At 63.6% G+C, this 17,222-nt stretch carries 17 protein-coding genes; 15 read left to right on the top strand and 2 right to left on the bottom strand.

Annotation, left to right across the window (positions count from 1 at the left end; genetic code table 11):
* The 11 genes from N7I30_RS21325 to N7I30_RS21275 form a co-directional block, all read left to right on the top strand.
* Positions 1-1,203: DUF3320 domain-containing protein (locus N7I30_RS21325; protein ID WP_498641030.1), on the top strand; the 1,203-nt coding region annotated here is incomplete at its 5' end.
* Positions 1,204-1,255: 52 nt separating this feature from the next.
* Positions 1,256-2,149: a restriction endonuclease gene (locus N7I30_RS21320; protein ID WP_230789034.1), complete on the top strand. Its 894-nt coding sequence runs from the start codon at positions 1,256-1,258 to the stop codon at positions 2,147-2,149.
* Positions 2,150-2,586: 437 nt separating this feature from the next.
* A complete protein-coding gene (locus tag N7I30_RS21315; protein WP_230789835.1) occupies positions 2,587-2,997 on the top strand; it encodes a hypothetical protein in 411 nt (136 codons plus the stop codon).
* A 119-nt stretch (positions 2,998-3,116) separates the two neighbouring features.
* Positions 3,117-3,521, top strand: coding sequence for a FixH family protein (locus N7I30_RS21310; RefSeq protein ID WP_188077913.1), 405 nt, complete (start codon positions 3,117-3,119; stop codon positions 3,519-3,521).
* Positions 3,518-5,002: an efflux RND transporter periplasmic adaptor subunit gene (locus tag N7I30_RS21305; RefSeq protein WP_498641029.1), complete on the top strand. Its 1,485-nt coding sequence runs from the start codon at positions 3,518-3,520 to the stop codon at positions 5,000-5,002. Before N7I30_RS21310 ends, N7I30_RS21305 begins: the two co-directional genes overlap by 4 nt.
* The gene (locus tag N7I30_RS21300) at positions 4,999-8,157 is read left to right on the top strand and encodes an efflux RND transporter permease subunit (RefSeq protein ID WP_230789831.1); all 3,159 of its coding nucleotides are present in this window, start codon (positions 4,999-5,001) and stop codon (positions 8,155-8,157) included. Before N7I30_RS21305 ends, N7I30_RS21300 begins: the two co-directional genes overlap by 4 nt.
* Before the next feature lie 523 nt (positions 8,158-8,680).
* Positions 8,681-9,025, top strand: a complete 345-nt coding sequence (locus tag N7I30_RS21295; protein WP_498641028.1) for a hypothetical protein — start codon at positions 8,681-8,683, stop codon at positions 9,023-9,025.
* A 240-nt stretch (positions 9,026-9,265) separates the two neighbouring features.
* The gene (locus tag N7I30_RS21290) at positions 9,266-10,144 is read left to right on the top strand and encodes a WD40/YVTN/BNR-like repeat-containing protein (RefSeq protein ID WP_230789827.1); all 879 of its coding nucleotides are present in this window, start codon (positions 9,266-9,268) and stop codon (positions 10,142-10,144) included.
* An 11-nt stretch (positions 10,145-10,155) separates the two neighbouring features.
* Complete coding sequence (locus N7I30_RS21285) at positions 10,156-10,659, top strand: DUF411 domain-containing protein (protein ID WP_230789825.1); 504 nt, start codon at positions 10,156-10,158, stop codon at positions 10,657-10,659.
* A 4-nt stretch (positions 10,660-10,663) separates the two neighbouring features.
* Positions 10,664-10,795: a hypothetical protein gene (locus N7I30_RS21280; RefSeq protein ID WP_269069077.1), complete on the top strand. Its 132-nt coding sequence runs from the start codon at positions 10,664-10,666 to the stop codon at positions 10,793-10,795.
* A complete protein-coding gene (locus N7I30_RS21275; RefSeq protein ID WP_230789823.1) occupies positions 10,792-11,274 on the top strand; it encodes a c-type cytochrome in 483 nt (160 codons plus the stop codon). Before N7I30_RS21280 ends, N7I30_RS21275 begins: the two co-directional genes overlap by 4 nt.
* Before the next feature lie 120 nt (positions 11,275-11,394).
* On the opposite strand, the gene N7I30_RS21270 is transcribed toward N7I30_RS21275, so the two are convergent.
* Positions 11,395-11,580 carry a hypothetical protein gene (locus tag N7I30_RS21270; protein ID WP_230789820.1) on the bottom strand — a complete coding sequence of 62 codons (186 nt, stop codon included), beginning with the start codon at positions 11,578-11,580 and terminating at the stop codon, positions 11,395-11,397.
* Positions 11,581-11,673: 93 nt separating this feature from the next.
* Here N7I30_RS21270 and N7I30_RS21265 point away from each other — a divergent pair, with 93 nt between their 5' ends.
* The 3 genes from N7I30_RS21265 to N7I30_RS21255 all read left to right on the top strand — a co-directional run bounded on the left by N7I30_RS21265 (position 11,674) and on the right by N7I30_RS21255 (position 13,500).
* The gene (locus N7I30_RS21265; RefSeq protein WP_230789817.1) at positions 11,674-11,985 is read left to right on the top strand and encodes a hypothetical protein; all 312 of its coding nucleotides are present in this window, start codon (positions 11,674-11,676) and stop codon (positions 11,983-11,985) included.
* A 469-nt stretch (positions 11,986-12,454) separates the two neighbouring features.
* Positions 12,455-12,970 (top strand): peroxiredoxin family protein, encoded by a 516-nt coding sequence (locus N7I30_RS21260; RefSeq protein WP_230789814.1) that lies wholly within the window; start codon positions 12,455-12,457, stop codon positions 12,968-12,970.
* Positions 12,971-13,056: 86 nt separating this feature from the next.
* Positions 13,057-13,500, top strand: coding sequence for a DUF411 domain-containing protein (locus N7I30_RS21255; RefSeq protein ID WP_230789811.1), 444 nt, complete (start codon positions 13,057-13,059; stop codon positions 13,498-13,500).
* A 475-nt stretch (positions 13,501-13,975) separates the two neighbouring features.
* On the opposite strand, the gene N7I30_RS21250 is transcribed toward N7I30_RS21255, so the two are convergent.
* Positions 13,976-14,659, bottom strand: coding sequence for a hypothetical protein (locus N7I30_RS21250; protein ID WP_498641027.1), 684 nt, complete (start codon positions 14,657-14,659; stop codon positions 13,976-13,978).
* A 1,247-nt stretch (positions 14,660-15,906) separates the two neighbouring features.
* Here N7I30_RS21250 and N7I30_RS21245 point away from each other — a divergent pair.
* Positions 15,907-17,222: TolC family protein (locus tag N7I30_RS21245; protein ID WP_498641026.1), on the top strand; the 1,316-nt coding region annotated here is incomplete at its 3' end.

Genomic DNA, 17,222 nt, shown 5'->3' with positions numbered 1-17,222 from the left:
ATCAGCCGCGCGAAGCGGCGGTGCGAGGTGTATGCGTCGATCACCGACGAGGACATCGACCTCGAGCGGGGTAAGGGCGCCGGTATCCTCGCCTTCAAGCTCTTCCTTCATTACGCCCGCACGGGGCGGCTTTCGATCGCGCAGGCAAGTGGGCGCGACATGGACAGCGTTTTCGAAGAGCAGGTGGCGTCCGCGCTTCAGGCGAAGGGCTACCAGGTCCATCCGCAGGTCGGCATCGCTGGGTTCTTCATCGACCTCGCTGTGTCGGACCCCGAGCGCCCGGGACGCTACCTCATCGGCATCGAGTGCGACGGTGCGTCCTACCACTCGTCGCGCTCGGCCCGCGACCGCGACCGCCTGCGCCAAGCGGTGCTTGAGGACCACGGCTGGATCATCCACCGCATCTGGAGCACCGACTGGTTCCAGCGGCCACAGGAGCAGTTCGAACGCACCGTCGCCGCGATCGAGGCGGCGAAGGCGGAGCTGGACGAGCGGATGGAGCGGGGCCTTGCCGCCCATCGCGCGGTGCCGATTGAGATCGTCACCGTCGACCGAGGCGAGGTGACCGAGGTCGGGCTCGGCGACGCCGTTCCCGAAAACGGTACGGCCACGGCCGCTTACATTGAGGCCACCCTGACCCGCCCGGGACCATACGAGCTGCACGAGACGCCGGTCGGCAGGATGGCAGATCTCGTGGCGCAGGTCGTCCAAGTCGAGTCGCCCGTCCATGTTGACGAGGTCGTTGCCCGCGTCCGCGACGCCTTCGGGCTCCAGAGAGCCGGGGCGCGCATCCAGGCCGCCATCGAGCAGGGCGTCGAACGGGCCATCACCCACCGCGAGATCTTTCGGGAGGGGGACTTCCTCTCACTTGCGAACGCCGAGGCAATCGTTCGGGATCGGCGCAACGCGCTGTCATCCGGCCTACGGAAGCCCGAGACCTTGCCACCCGCCGAGCTGAGAGCCGGGATACTACGTATCGTCACCGACAACTTTGGTGCGACGGACGACGAGGTGGCGGGGGCGCTGTCGCGTCAGCTCGGCTTCAAGGCTACGAGTGCCCAACTCCGTGCGGTCATCGCCTCCGCTGTCGAAGCCTTGCTGGTCGAGGGGCGGTTGCAGCGGCAAGACCGTATGCTCTCATCCTTCACGGCATCCGGCACCGACAGCTTGGGGACGCAGGAACCAGTGCAAGTTTCGGAGTGACCGCGGGCGTTACGGCGCCTGGGCCGCGATCCGATCTGATGCAGGAGCATGCATGTCCAGTTTGGGACAGATTGACATCGACATGATTCTCGACTTGTTCGAGGGCAGCCGGGGAAGGGGCTACGTTCTGGAGTTTTCCGACCGCTCGTTCTCGACCTTCATGCGCGACCTTGCAGCGGTGGACATCGATGCCCCTCGTTACAGGGCGGACGGGAACTCGAAGGGGCGACGGCTTCGGACGTTCCTTGCTACCGCCTCGGAGCCGACCATCGTGAAGGTTCTCAATGGTCTCTGGCAATACCGGGTAAGGTTCGCGGAGGAGGGTCGATACGCACCCGTGCCCGACGAAGGGGAGCGGCTCTCGCAGGTCATACGGTCGCTGCATGGCAGTCCTCTGGAAGGCATGGGGCGCGCGCAGAAGTCTCCTGTCAAAGCCGATACCGCCCATGCGGGACCTTCAGCGCGACGGGTAGGAGAGCTTCTGGAGGAGTTCCGGGCGATCATGGCACTCGAGCCACAGCCCCGCGGATATGCGTTTGAGTCGTTCCTGAAGGCGCTATTCGACACTTGGGGGATGCAGGCCAGGCGCGGATGGAGAAACACGGGCGAGCAGATCGACGGTAGTTTTCTGCTCGGGGAGGAAGTCTACCTCGTTGAGGCGAAGTGGCAGCAGGCACAGTCGAACGCCGCTGCCCTGCACGCCTTCCAAGGGAAGCTCGAGGCCGGCCCCGGCTGGACGCGCGGACTTTTCGTCAGCTACTCAGGCTTCACTCTGGAAGCGTTGGAGGCCTTCGTCTCGCGCAGGGTTATCCTCATGGACGGATTCGATCTTCACGAAATCCTTGATCGCGGCCTCTCCGTGCGCGCTGTGCTCTCCGAAAAGGTGCGGCGCTTTTCCGAGACTCGTCGCCCCTACGTTCAAGTTCGGGAACTCTTTCCCTCCTGAACCAAGCCTCCTCCATGTCGCTCCAGCATGGCGCCCCATCCTCGTTCCGTCTACCGCCGTAGCGGCCCCTCCCGCCCTAGGATGTGCGCTGAAGGTAGCATATCACCCGAAGTTGCTACCTTCAGGATGCATCCACCAGCTATCTGGCCATAGTCAGCTTCGTCTGACGGGCTTAGTGGGCGTGCCGCATATCAACCTCGCAGGAGCGCCTGGATCGTCGCCAGTCGCTTCGAACAACCACGGCACTTGCCGCACGCGTACGACCCCGAATGGAACGAGAATTTTAGGCCGAGGAGCCTCCTCGCCAGTGACGATGTCAGCGACAATTTTCCCGGGTCGGCTTCGCGCGCGGGTACTGAGACGCCGACGCCGCCCTCATCGCATCGTGACCTGTCTGCTCACTTCCGACTTCGAACGGGCTATGGCAGAAAGGTAGCGTGAAACAGCGTCCGCTTGCCCTTCGGCTGATTGCCTTTCTCGTGCTCGCCGCCATCACGATGGCGCCGTTCGGCGACGCGATGGCTGTAGCGCGAATGACAGACGAAGCCTTGAACGGTTCCAACGTCGCCATGGAAGGCATGGACATGCGTGCCACGCCGTCGGCTGCCGACGTTGGTACGATGCCGTGTTGTCCGGACTCGGCACCGACACTTCATCCTGCATCCGATTGCTACAAGTCTGCCTGTCCGTCCATGGCTTCCTGTACGCAGCAGTGCATTCCCGCCGCAACCTTGGTCGTGGCAAGTGACGCGGTCAGCCTGGGCGAGGCAGACGCGGCACGTATGCCTGGCAGCGTGGCGCTCGCGTCGCTTTCGCCAGAACCGCCACCCCGCCCTCCCCGCACCTGATCGATCAGCCGGCCCTTGAGCCATGAGAACGTTGCGCGATCCGCAGCGAAGCTGAAACGTTGCATTATGCCCCCCCTCCGCTGGCCTAGCCATCGACGGGTTCGATCAGGATATTGACCATGATGAAGATCAACATGAGCGCCGCCTCCGCGGCGATCGTGGCGCTGATGTCGTTCGGGTTCGAGGCATCCGCCCTCGCGGGGATGACCGACTTCGAGTTCCAGCTCGTCGAGAACAAAGTGAAATCCGGCAAGGACGCTGTAGTGGCTGTCCGGCTCGTCGACAGGCGAACGGGCAAGGGCGTTCCCGATGCCGTCATTTTCGAAACCAGGGCTGACATGGCGCCGGATGGGATGGAGACGATGACGACGCCTATCGAGGCGACCGCGTCGGACGAGCCGGACATTTATCGCTTCAAGGTCGCGCTCGTCATGGCGGGTGGATGGCGAATCTCACTCAAGGCCAAGGTCCAAGGCGAGGAAGGTACATTGAATGAGCAGGTCGTCCTTGAGGCGACCGAATGATGCGAACGGCTATCTTCAGCTTCAGCCTCACCCTCGTCGCCGTAGCGGCGGGGATCGGAGGCTATTGGGCAGGGCAGACCGGAGTGACTGTGGCCTTGGTCCAACATACGCTCGGCCTTTTGAGCAGCACGCCCGTCCCGTCAGATTGGGCAGCGGCGACGGAAATGCCAGCGACTACGTCGTCCATATCCCTCGATCCGCGGCATGTCCTCTACTGGCGCGATCCCGATGGTCGCCCGATATACTCCGCAACCCCGAGGAAAACGGAGGAAGGGCGCGACTTCGCTCCTGTCCACGACGACGTTGCGGGGGCAACCCCGCAAGCCGCCGTCGCGACCGATGACGCCGCGGCTTCAGCAAAGCGGATCCGCTTTTATCGCAACCCGATGGGCCTTCCCGACACATCGCCCGTGCCGAAGAAGGACTCCATGGGGATGGACTACATCCCAGTCTACGACGGTCCAGAGGAAGAGCTGGGCGTCGTCACGGTTTCCCCCGGGCGACTCCAGAGAACGGGGGTCCGTTCCGAGCTCGTGTCCCGACGGATCGTCGGTCGGCCGCTGCGGGTGCCGGGCGTGGTGAAGCTCGATGAGCGGATGATCTCTGTCGTCACGACGCGGGCCGACGCCTTCGTCGAGGAGGTTTCCGACGTAACCACGGGTTCGGCAGTGCGAAGGGGACAGCCACTGGTGCGCCTCTACTCACCCGAGATGGCGACGGCGGGCGCGCAGTTCGTCATCGAGTTGAAGAGCGGCGGGGCGGCGAGGTCCGGCGGTGCGGGCCTCAAGCTGCGTAACCTCGGCGTCCCGGAGGCGGCGATTGCCGAAATGGAACGCACGGGCAAAGTTCCACCTTCCATGACCTGGACGGCGCCCCGGGATGGCCTTGTGCTTGAGCGGGCGGCGGTCGAGGGCATGATGACCGAGGCCGGGGATGTCCTGTTCCGTCTCGCCGACGTCTCGCACGTCTGGGTGATCGCCGACATACCCGAGCGGGAGCTCGGATCGCTCCGGCTCGGCAGCACCGCAAAGATCACCTTCCGCGGACTGCCCGGCAGGACATTCGATGGCCGTGTCGATCTTGTCTACCCGCAGGTGACGCCAGAGACCCGTACGGTGAAAGTCCGCATCGGCATCGAAAACCTCGACGGCCTCCTGCTGCCGGACATGTATGCCGGCGTCGAGATCGAGTCCGGGGCCGGCGGCGCGGTCGTCGCCGTTCCCAACGACGCCATCCTCGACACGGGGTCGCGGCAGGTCGTCATCCTCGACCGCGGCCAGGGTCGCTTCGAGCCTCGTCCCGTTGAGCTGGGCGTTCGCGGAACCGACCTGACCGAGGTCGCGAAGGGCATCGAGGAAGGGGACCGCGTCGTGACCGGCGCGAACTTCCTGATCGACGCCGAGAGCAACATCAAGGCGGCCCTCTCCGCCCTCGACCCAAAGACGGACGCGCCCGCGCCGGCGGCGGAGGCACGGCCGTGATCGCCGGCATCATCGCCTGGTCGGCGAGGAATCTTGTCCTCGTCTTCGTCGGCACGCTATTCGCGGTCGCGGGAGGCATCTATGCCTTGAAAACGCTGCCGCTGGACGCAATACCGGATCTCTCGGACGTACAGGTCATCGTCTACACCGAGTATCCCGGCCAGGCTCCGCAGGTCGTCGAGGACCAGATCACCTATCCACTGACGACGGCCATGCTGACGGTACCGAAGTCGAAGGTCGTGCGCGGCTTCTCGTTCTTCGGCGTGTCCTTCGTCTACGTGGTGTTCGAGGACGGCACCGATCCCTATTTCGCCCGCAGCCGGGTCCTCGAGTTCCTGAACGCGGCTGGACGCCGCCTTCCTGCTGGCGTGACGCCAACGCTCGGCCCGGACGCGACGGGAGTCGGCTGGGTCTACCAGTACGCGGTGGTCGCCAAGGACAGGACACTCGCCGACCTTCGGTCGTTGCAGGACTGGGTCGTTAGGTTCGCCGCCTCCGACGCTGAGGGGGTCGCGGAGGTGGCAAGCGTTGGCGGGTTCGTGAAACAGTACTCCGTCGTCGTCGACCCCAATCGCATGCGCAGCCAAGGCGTGACCCTCGACATGCTCAAGGATGCGATCGGGGCGAGCAACATGGACGTCGGCGGCCGAACCATCGAGCTGTCGGAATTCGAGTATATGGTCCGTGGCCGCGGCTACCTGCGCGGGACCGAGGACATCGAGAGCATCGTCCTCATAAGCTCTGGCGGGGTACCCTTGCGGCTTGCCGACGTCGCCCGAGTTGAGACGACACCCGACGAACGCCGCGGAATCGCAGAACTGAACGGGGAGGGCGAGGTCGCGAGCGGCATCGTCATGCAGCGCTACGGGGCCAATGCCCTCGACGTGATTGAAGACGTGAAGACGAAGCTCGCGGCGATCCTCCCAAGCCTCCCCGCGGGGACGGAGATCGTGCCCGTATACGACCGCTCGCAGCTCATCGAGCGTGCCATCGAAACCTTGGAGGGGACGCTTCTCGAGGAGAGCCTGATCGTAGCCCTCGTCTGCGTGGTGTTCCTTCTCCACCTTCGGAGTGCCCTCGTCGCGATCCTCATGCTGCCAGTCGGAATACTGATGGCGTTCGGCGCGATGAAACTGATGGGGCTCGGGTCGAACATCATGAGTCTCGGCGGCATCGCCATCGCCGTCGGCGCAATGATTGACGCCGCGATCGTCATGATCGAGAACGCCCACAAGCACCTTGAGCGGGCGCCGCCCGGTAAGCCGCGGGTGGAGATCCTGATCGAGGCCGCCAGCGAGGTCGGACCCGCGCTGTTCTTCAGCCTCCTTGTGATCACCGTCTCTTTCCTGCCGATCTTCACCCTAGAGTCGCAGGAGGGGCGCCTGTTCGGACCGCTGGCTTTCACCAAGACCTTCGCCATGGCGGCAGCGGCCATCCTGTCGGTGACCCTGGTTCCGGCGCTGATGGTCGTCTTCGTGCGTGGGCACATCGTTCCGGAACACCGCAATCCCGTGAACCGCTTCCTGATCTGGGTCTATCGCCCGGTCATCGGCGGCGTCCTGCGGGCGAAGACCTTGACCATTCTCCTTGCCGTCGTCGCGCTCGGCGTGACGGCTTGGCCTGCGCGGCAGATCGGGTCCGAGTTCATGCCGAACCTCAACGAGGGGACGCTGATGTACATGCCGACGACGCTCCCGGGGCTGTCGGTGACCAAGGCCGCCGAACTCCTCCAGACGCAGGACCGCATCATCAAGTCGTTCCCCGAGGTCGCCTCGGTCTACGGTAAGGCGGGACGGGCTTTGACTGCCACCGATCCCGCCCCGACCGAGATGTTCGAGACGTTGATCAATCTCAGACCCGAAGAGGAATGGCGGCCGGGCGTCACGGTCGACACCCTCAAGGCCGAGATGGACAAGGCCCTGCAATTTCCAGGTGTTTCGAATGCCTGGACGATGCCGATCCGCGCCCGTATCGACATGCTCTCAACGGGCATTCGGACGCCCGTCGGCGTGAAGGTGTTCGGCACCGACCTGGCCGCGATGGAGTCGCTGGCGAAGGAGATCGAGACAGTCCTCAAGGGCGTGCCGGGTACGTCCAGCGCCTACGCCGAGCGGGTGGTTGGAGGCTACTTCCTCGACATCGTTCCAGATCGTGAGGCCCTTGGCCGCTACGGGCTGTCGGTCGGTGCCGTCCAAGAGACGATCGGCATGGCGCTAGGCGCCGAGACGATGACGACGACCGTCGAGGGTCGGGAGCGGTATGCCGTCGTCGTCCGCTATCCGCGGGAACTCCGTTCCGACCCCGACGCTATCGCGAGGGACGTTCAAATCGCACTGCCGGGCGGCGGCGCGGTTCCGCTCGGCGACGTCGCGAGGATCGAGCTGACGAGAGGCGCGACCTCGATCCGGACGGAGAACGGTCAGCTCGCTGTTTACGTCTTCGTCGACATCGCAGGGCGGGATCTCGGCGGCTACGTCGCCGAGGCGCAGGAGGCGGTGGCGCGGGAGGTGACGTTCCCGCCCGGCTTCTACGTCGCCTGGAGCGGGCAGTTCGAGTACCTCCAGCGCGCCGAGGCGAAGCTGAAGGTCGTCGTTCCCGTCACGCTGCTCCTGATCTTCCTCCTCCTCTACCTGAACTTCCGGTCCATGACGGAGACGCTGATCGTGATGCTATCGCTGCCATTCGCCGTCGTGGGTGGCATCTGGTTGATGTGGTGGCTCGGCTTCAACATGTCGGTCGCCGTGGCCGTCGGTTTCATCGCGCTGTCGGGCGTCGCCGCGGAGACGGGTGTGATCATGCTGATCTACCTCCAGCATGCGGTTACGGAAGTCCGGACTCGGTGCGAGACGCAAGGTCGGGCATTCGACCGTGTAGCCCTTCGCGAGGCGATCATGATCGGTGCCGTCGAACGGGTTCGACCGAAGATGATGACGGTCGTCGCGATCATGGCCGGGCTTCTTCCGATCCTGTGGAGCCACGGCGCGGGGGCCGAGTTAATGCAACGGATCGCGGTGCCGATGATTGGTGGGATGGTCTCATCGTCCGTCCTGACGCTCGTCGTCATCCCGGCAGTGTTCGCGTTGGTGAAAGGCTGGAAGCTCCCCAGGGCGGTTGCTGACGTCCCGACCGCCGTGCCCGCCGTTGCGAGATACTGACTGAGATGAGGTTGGCGGGCTTGACGTCGCGGTGGACGATCCCGCCGGTGTGGGCGTGTTCCATGGCGAACAGGATCTGCTTGAGGCAGCCGATGGTTTCGATGACACGCCCGGAACTGGGAGGCGGCCTGTCCCTCCTGCTCATTGCCCGTCTGCCTCGTGCACAACCGATACATCCAAGGCGTAACCGACTTGCCCTCAGAGGAGCGAGTGGTTCGGCTGCGGTTGTTCACCCGCCGCTTTCGGTGCAACGTTGGCACCTGCCAATGCGACAAATCAAACCATAACATGATGCCAAATGGGCGGCTCCCCGAGGCCGCCATGGAATTCATGTCGCGCCCTCTTGACCTTCCAGTGGGTGGAAGCCCCAACTACTGGATATGAGAAGGTAGCTGGGCATCACCATCTTGGATATCGTGCATGTAGCGAGCCAAGTTTGGTGGCTATGCCTCGTCCAAGCCTGATGCCAGAACAAACCAGCGTTCGATTGAAAATCGGTTCAAACGAGGATTAGCGTACGCTCATGCAGTTCGTAGCCCGCCTGTTGTTTGTCGCATTCCTCTCCGCTTTCGCGGCGAGTTCGGTTGCGCATGCAGCGGGCTCGGCAAAGATGGCAGCCGACATGGCAACCAGCCACGTCGCGGCGATGGAAATGGCGGACTGCGACGCCTGTGACGGTCCCGAAGTTGGCGATATTGGCATCGCCTGCGACGTCCTGTGCGGCTCGGGCAGTCTTGCGGCCATCCTCGGTCCGCAATCTGGTCGGTTTATTCAGCCTCTGGGGGGGCTTCTCGACCCTGCGGTAACTGAGGACCTCTGTGGTCTGACGTGTCCCCCAACAGAGCAACCCCCTCGAACTTTCATCTGATCTGACGCCCGGCGCTGTCGCGTCGGGTCGTCTTTCCGTGCCTGTCGGTGCGTTGGCGCCGAAGCACGGTGGTGACCGATGCCGGATTATTTCCGGCTTTCGGCAGACGACCAATCGATCAGTGAGAGTTGAACAATGGCTCGAAATCCCATTCCGGCGCCTTCGCGCGCCACCATGTCCGCCTCCGGGAGCCCGCAGGGCTTCCTCCATCAGACCCGACGCGGATTTCTGTCTGCTTCCTTGACCGCAGTCGGACTTCTGGCGCTCCCGGCCGCATTGCGCCCGGCCAAGTCGGCATCGTTCCCGGCCGTGGCTCTCGCATTCGACGGGAAGGCGCTGCTCGTCGCAGGAGCGACGCTCAGTCGCAGCGACGACGCTGGACGGACGCGAAGCACCTTGCCCGGGCCCGACGGCATTCTCGCGCTCGCAACGCACCCCGAGCGGCCAAGCCGCATCGTCGCCGGGCTCGCTTCCGGCCGGGTTGCAATCTCGCAGGATGGAGGACGCACATGGAAAGATCGTGCCATTGGAAACGGCGAAGGTGCCATCGACGCGATCACCATGGCGGCTGGCCAGCCCGACATGATGTACGCCGCGATCCGCGGTGACGGCCTGTGGAAAAGCGAGGACGCCGGTCGGAATTGGGGCCTCGCGATGGACCGCCCGTGGCTCGACAATGCGGAGCGTGATCTTCGGGCGCTTGCTTCGGTCGATCTCGCGACCGGCATGGGCGGGATCTGGATCTACGCGGGCACCGACACCGGGATCACTCGCGTTCCGGATTGCTTCTGCCGTTGGCAGGACGTTCAGCCCGGCAACGCGATGGACGCTCTGGTAGCCGGCGACGCACCTCCACCCGAAGCGCCACTGCCGTCGGGCGAGCCGGTCCGCGCACTGGCTGGCGCGCATACCGCGTCCGAAACGCTCTACGCCGCCCTGCCGTCGGGCGTCTGGAGTTCACGGGACGCCGGGGTCGTCTGGTCACGTTTGACGTCGGGTGACGCCTCCGCAGTGGCGGTGAACCCGTCCAATCCCGAGTACCTCGTCGCCGCGCTGGATGGCGGTTTGAAGCAGAGCCGCGACCGCGGCACCACCTGGTCCGCGCTCGCGACCTCCTGAAGGATTTCATCATGAAGAATGCTCTCGTCATCACCTCGATCGCGGCCGTCGCGGTCGCTGGAGGCATCGCCTTCGCCACATTGTCCTCGGCGCAGGATTCAAGTCGGTCGCCCACTGCCGCTATCGCCGCGACGGAACAGACCGTGCCGTCCAGGCAGATCACGATCTGGCGGGATCCTAACTGCGGATGCTGCGACACCTATGCCGAATATCTGGAAGCGAAGGGTTATCATGTCACCCGCGTCGACGATCCGGGTTTCGATCGGCGCTCGGTCGAGGTCGGCGTGCCGCAGGACGGGATCGGCTGCCATCTCGCCGAGATCGACGGCTACTACGTCAGCGGCCTCGTGCCGGCGGAGATTATCGAGCGCCTGGTGACGGAGCGTCCGAAGATCGCCGGTATCACGCTCCCCGGCATGCCGGGCAATGCCCCCGGAATGGCACCGGAGAAGACCGGCACGTTGAAGACGTATGCCTTCGGGGAGGGCGGAATCTCCGTCTATTCCGATGAGTGAGTGCATGGGCGAAATGATGGGCGGGCCAATGATGGGCCCGATGATGGCCGGCGGCGGACTCGTGCTCCTGCTCGTTGTGTCGGTTCTGATCCTTAGCCTCATGGCGTTGGTGAAATACGTCCGGGGGCCGAAATGAAGCCGTTGGCGACGGTTCTCGTCAGCGGCGCTGCGGTGGCGGCGCTGGTAGTGATCGCTGCACTGGCGCAACAGCGAGGCGGCGAAGTGTCTGCGCCAGCCGTCACCCTCTTGGGCGAGCCTGTCACGGCAGAGGATGTCGCCGTCGGGCGGGATCTGTACGCCGCGAACTGCGCGTCTTGCCATGGCGCCAATCTGGAAGGTCAAGCCGACTGGATGCGGCGACTCGAGAACGGCCGAATGCCAGCGCCACCGCATGACGAGACAGGGCACACCTGGCATCACGCGGACCGGCAACTCTTCACCATTACAAGTCTGGGCGTTGGCGGGGTCGTGCCCGGATACGACAGCGACATGCCCGCCTTCCAAGACGTGCTGGCGGAAGAACAGATCCGGGCGGTGCTCGCCTACATCAAGAGCACGTGGCCGGAGCGCCAGCGCACGTTTCAGGCGGACGTCACAGCGAACGACGGTGGGTGAATCGTGAACACGGCTTTCGCTCGAGATTCCTGGCACCGGACAGCGCGAAAGACATCGCGCTGTTCGGAAACAACTTCGCAAACGGAAGGAAATGACTTTGACCGATACATCTCGTCCAGTTCACAGGCCTCGCTCGGCGGGGTTTCGGATGCCGCTGGGCCGCAGGGGGCTGGTGATCGCCGCAATGGCGATCATCAGCGCGGGCATGGCGTTGAACTGGGACTGGCTCACGGCGATCGGGGCCGCACCGCTGATTCTGGCGTTCGCCCCCTGCGCTGTGATGTGCGCCACCGGATACTGCGTCATGTGCAAGAGCAAAAGCTGTGACGCAGACAGGAGCCCGACCGACGTGCCGGGTACGACCAGGGACTGAAACCAAACCCAACTGAGGTAACGACCATGAAAACGAACACCAGACTTGGCCTTGCGATCGCGTTTGCGGCCACCATTGCCGCACCCGTGACCTTCGCGCAGGAGGATGCCGCGCCTGAGAAGATGATGCAGGGCGACACCATGAAGGGCAGTGACATGCAGGGCGGCGACATGTCCGGCATGCAAGGCATGATGGGCGGTGAGGAGTCCGGCATGCAGGGCATGCAAGGCATGATGCAGATGATGCAGCAGATGGGCCCGATGATGGAGGCCTGCACCGAGATGATGCAGGCAATGGCCGCCCAGCCTCACCACGCCGTCCCGAAAAACGACGGCTAATAGTCGCGCAGGCCCGCACCGACAGTCGGGCCTGCGTCTCCCCGCTGAAAGAGACCCGATGAAATCAGCCTACCTCTCCCTGCCTCGCCTACGACTGCGGGCATTGACGGATATCGGCGCGCTCGGTACTGGCGCTGCGCTCCCCAGGCGAGGGTGCGCAGCGGGGCCTATCGGTCAGGGCCGTCACCGACGAGACGGGGCAACCGGGCCAAACCACCCACGTCAAAGCCCGGGCGTTCTCGGTCTCACGCCTGATCCCGGATCAGTTGACGAACCGACCAGTCGGAGCGAGAGAACACGGTCTCTCGCAGGCACGTCGCGGCGCTCGCCGGGAAGGTCACAGCCGGTGGCTGTCCGCCGACGGCTTGGAGGGAGGATATCGAAACGTATCGTTCTCATCCTGGCGTTGATGCTCCCGCCCATTGGAAACGCTTCCGCGCACAGTTCCGACGCCCCGATCGACGAACTCATGGCCGAGCGGGAGCCCACCTTCGAGCATTCCGATGGACGCCTTGCGCCACCGCTGAATGGGACCGCTGCCGACGGATCGACGGTGCGTCTGGACGGGCTTCAGAACAAGATACTCGTGGTCAGCTTCGCACCCGCGGCCTGCGGTTCGCCTTGCATTGCGCAGCAGGCGCTTTTGCGCACGGTGCAAGAGGGGGTGAATATCACGCCGATGCGCGATCGGGTCACCTTCCTCACGGTGGGTGCCGCCTCTGTCGCAGACTTGGACAGATCGAACTGGCTGCCCGTCACGGTGGGCGATGGTGCCGCCAAGGCGGCGGCATCCTTCGCAGCCCTGTCGGCGCGTGAGGGCTACGCGCCAATGATCCATGTCATCGACCGCGGTGGACGCCATGCTGCCATCTTCCACGGCGCGGAATCCGCCCGCACGAACCTGATTGTCTACATCAACGCATTGACGAACACGCCACCGCCGGAGAGAGGCTGGCTCGATATCATCGTTGGAGCGTTTTGGTGATCGCGGCGCATGTTAGGCTCCGCCTGTTTTGACTACCGAGGCGCCCTCCGGCGCCGGATCTGATGACAAATGAAAGGTCGAAACCCATGATGTCCAATCGGACGACATTCCTCGCCGGCGCGCTTGCCCTCCTCTCCTCCTCCGCGATCGCGGACGAAAGCGTCGAGATGTTCTCGACGTCCGGATGCGGGTGCTGCATCGGATGGATGAAGCACCTCGAGGAGGCAGGGTTCGAAGTTGAGAACGAGAATCTCGCGATGGCCGATCTCTACGCCAAGAAGATGGCGGCGGGTTTGAAGCAGGGCCAAACTTCATGTCATACGGCCCTCGTCAATGGCTACGTGGTCGAGGGGCACGTCCCGGCCGCGGAGGTCAAACGGCTCCTCGCCGAGAAGCCCGACGCAATCGGTGTCACCGTTCCCGACATGCCTGCTGGGAGCCCCGGGATGGGCGAGAGCGATGAACTCTACGAGGTGCACCTCGTCGCGCGAGACGGGACCTCCACGGTCTATGCGCGGTACCCCAAATGAGGGTTGTGCACTTCGCGAGCGGGTTCCTCGTCTCCCTCAGCCTTCTCGGGTCCGTGACGGCGCATGAGTTCAAATCCGGAGGTCTCACGATCGACCATCCGTCGTCCCGCCCGACACCGCCAACGGCGAAGGCGGGATATCTGTCCATCTGCAATGACGGTGCCGATGCGGACCGATCGATTGGCGGATCGGCCACTGTCGGGGCCGGTTCGAGATTCACGAGTCCTCAGTGGAGAACGGCGTCGCACGGATGCGCCGCGTCTAAGACGGAGTTCTCATTGAACCTCGGGAGACTGTGATCTTGGCTTCCGGGGGAACCCACATCATCCTGCTCAAGCTGAAGGAGCCGACCGTCCGGGATAGCTCCTTCAGAGGAGGCTTCAAAATGTCCGGCTTCAGTCGAAAACACCCACAATACGAAGCAAATCAAATAGCCCGCTTGTCAAAGCAATCGAAGATCAACCGGCGGGAAATTTCACCCTAAGGTATCAATACTCCCGCTAAGCGTCTGGACGCCGGGATTCGCATCCTTTAGCGCCGCAATGTAGTTGCGCGGGAAGAGCAAGTGGTTGACCGTATCCATGCCCATAAAGTCAGCGATCTTGTTCGTGAAAGTCGAGCAGTTATAGGCGACGGCGTGCCAGAGCGGGCTGTTGCCCTGAAGCTGCCGGATCCGGCCAAGGATACGCTGATACTCTTCCGGTGTGAGTGCGATGGTCATCTCGTTCTGAAGATATCTAATCTCGGTGTCGCCGTCCGAGAAGCCGGTCTCGGATGGGACCGGGGCGATATGGCCCATGGTATAGACAGCGTTGCCTCCCGCGGGGTGAAGACCGGCGATCTCGGTCATATCCGAGACGAGGACTCCCCCATTGTCGTAGGGGACGTTGCCGCGAGAATCGAGTTCGCCGAAGGCGACGAACGAGTGGCCGTAGCTCTCAGCATTGCGGGCACGGAAAGAGATGAAGTAGGGCTTCGCCAACTGGCCAACGGCGCTTTGCCCCGACCAGGGTGTGAACCGAACCTGCTGATCGGTCCCGGCGAAGCTCGTGGCAGGGGCACCGACCGTCATATTCGAATTCGAAGAAGTTGATGAGCAACCGGCAAAGGCCGCGATCAAGATTGCGATCGCAGTGAACTTCGCAAGAAACTTTGCCATGTCGGTCGATCCCAAACGCGTCGTTGTTCAGCCACTCTGGTATGAGCATTCACGACTTGCTGTGAAAATATGGGTGAGGAGCAAACCCCTAGTGGCTGACTAAGGCCTAAGTTGGGTGGCGTCTAGGAAGCGGAGCGGGAGAGGACGACTTTCTTGGGTTTTCCGGTCCGTATTTTCGGGACGAGATTGAGAAGGCCCGCTTCCTTTGGCATCTCCGCCGCGCGCTCGCGCATCCCGAAGTGTCTTGGCCGGCAGCTCGAGGATAACGTGACGAGCGAGAACGCTGATCCGTTTGCATCCAAGAGCAAGGTGACGCCTTTCTTGAGTGGACGGTGCGCCCATCGGAAAAATTTTCCGATTTCATTGCCGCCATGCCTTCCGGGTACGGCGCATCAAACCAGGATACCGGACTCGAGTATGGACGTCTCTCTGAGATCATGATATCGATAGCTGAATGACGTTGCATCGATCCCATGCTTGGACGCCAGCTCGGCTGCTGACCGCTTTTGCGGTTGTGCTGAGCATGCTGTTTGCGTCAGTCGGATCGGTTGGGGCGGATATTCCCACTATGTCCACGCAGCCTCTTGCCTTGTCGATGTCCGCTCAAGTGGATGTCAGTGGGATGGGGGAGCATGTGCGCGATGGCGACCATGCTCCGTCCAAGGCTCATGACCACAAGGCTGTCGGCGGAAGTGACTGTGCGACGCACTGCGTTACGGCAGTCCCGCAGGCCGTCGGGCCGACCGACGCCACGCCGGTCAGCCACATACTGTCCTATCCGATCCTTACGACGGATCTGACCGGACAGTCCGGCCCCACCGCCGAGCGTCCTCCTCGAATCTGATCGTCCAGGGCTTTTCTCAGCCTTATTGCGTCTTCCGGCCAGCCCTTGGTCGCAAGCGTGGACGTCAGGAATTCGCCCTCGGCGAAGCCTGATCCTCTTCCCCTATGACCGGTTCCGCGAGGCACATCTCGCGGCGAACGGTATGGCGTTCAGGTTCAACAATGAGATTGTCCATCATTGCCGGCATCCTGCCCGGCCTGCTTCTGGCGGGCTGTGCGGACGCTGCTCGGGGTCTGCCCGAAACAACCGTATTCCCGTCGCCTGAGGACCCGAGCATCCTCGGCGGAACACTTGGCCAAGCTTCCGTCGTCGGTGCCTATACCCATCGCATTGTCCGCGAGCCGGATGGTTGGCGCGGTACGGGCGTGGACATTTCCCCCGTTGCCAGCCGGGAGCCGGCACGATGAGGCCGCTGTTCAAGGTGAGCAGCGTCCTTCTCCTGCCGCTGATCATGTCGGGCTGCGTTGCGGCTTCGGAAACATTCGAGCCGGATCTCGGCTTTGGTGCCGTGTCGGCAGACGCCGGACGCCGACTGGGAAAGCAGACGGTCTGGGTCCAGGATCAGGCGCAGGCTGCGGCGGCCAACGAGCGGGTCCGGAACCTGCTCGCGGCGAAATATATCGGCGCCGACGCGGCCGTGCAGGTCGCGCTTCTCAGCAACAAGACGTTGCAGGCGGACTATGCAGAGGTCGGAATGTCGGTTGCCGAACTCTGGCAGGAGGGGCTCGCCGTCAATCCGAGGCTTTCGCTCTCCTACAGCGGGATTGGCGTCGGACGGACGGTCGAGGGACTGATCGCCGCCAACATCATCCGGATGATGACCCGGGACCGGCGCCTCGACGTTGCCGAGGTCCGGGTCCTCCAGGCGCAATTGCGGGCCGTCGACGCAACGCTGGCGCTTGCGGCCAGAACGCGTGAGGCATGGATCGAGGCTGTCGCGGCCTGGGAGACGGTCGCCTATCTGAACCGTGCGAAGGTCGCCGCGGACGCTGCCGCGGAACTGGCCAGCGAACTGGGCCGGACCGGAGCGATGCCGAAGGTGGAGCAGGCCCGCGAACAGGCCTTCTATGCCGAGCTGACCGGGCGGACAGCCGAAGCGCGACTGGCCGCGCAACTGGCCAAGGAGAGGCTTTACCGGCTGATGGGCGTATGGGGGAAGAACCTCGATTTCGAGGTTCCGAACGCACTGCCCGGACTGCCCGGCAAGCTGAAGGGCTTCAAGGCGATCGAGGCCGAAGCCCTTCGCAACCGGGTCGACCTCCAGGTCGCGCGTCTCGAACTCGAGGCGCTGGCGCGGTCCTACGGCCTCACCGAAGCCACGCGATATGTGTCGGACCTCGAGCTTACCGGCGGCGTGGAGGTTGCCCGCGAGGTCGAGGAAAGCGAGGACGGGTCCGAAGAAACGAAAAATGTCGTTTCGGGGATCATCGAAGTGGGGCTGGAAATCCCGATCTTCGACAGTGGGCAGGCTCGGCTTCGAAAGGCGGAATTCCAGTACCTGAAGGCGGCCAACCAGTTGGCAGCCAAAGCCGTCGACATCCGGTCCCAAGCACGTGCTGCCTACAAGGCCTATCGCGGCCGCAGCGAGATCGCCCGCCACTACCGCTCTCGCGTCGTGCCATTGCGTACGACGGTCGAGAAGGAAGCTCTTCTCACCTACAACGGGATGATCACGAGCACCTTCGATCTCCTCGCCGATACGCGGGCGAAGCTCGACGC

Source organism: Aurantimonas litoralis (genome assembly GCF_026153195.1).
Taxonomy (GTDB): domain Bacteria; phylum Pseudomonadota; class Alphaproteobacteria; order Rhizobiales; family Rhizobiaceae; genus Aurantimonas; species Aurantimonas coralicida.
Note: the sequence above shows the minus strand (reverse complement) of the source record. Positions and strands in the feature narration are given on the sequence as shown.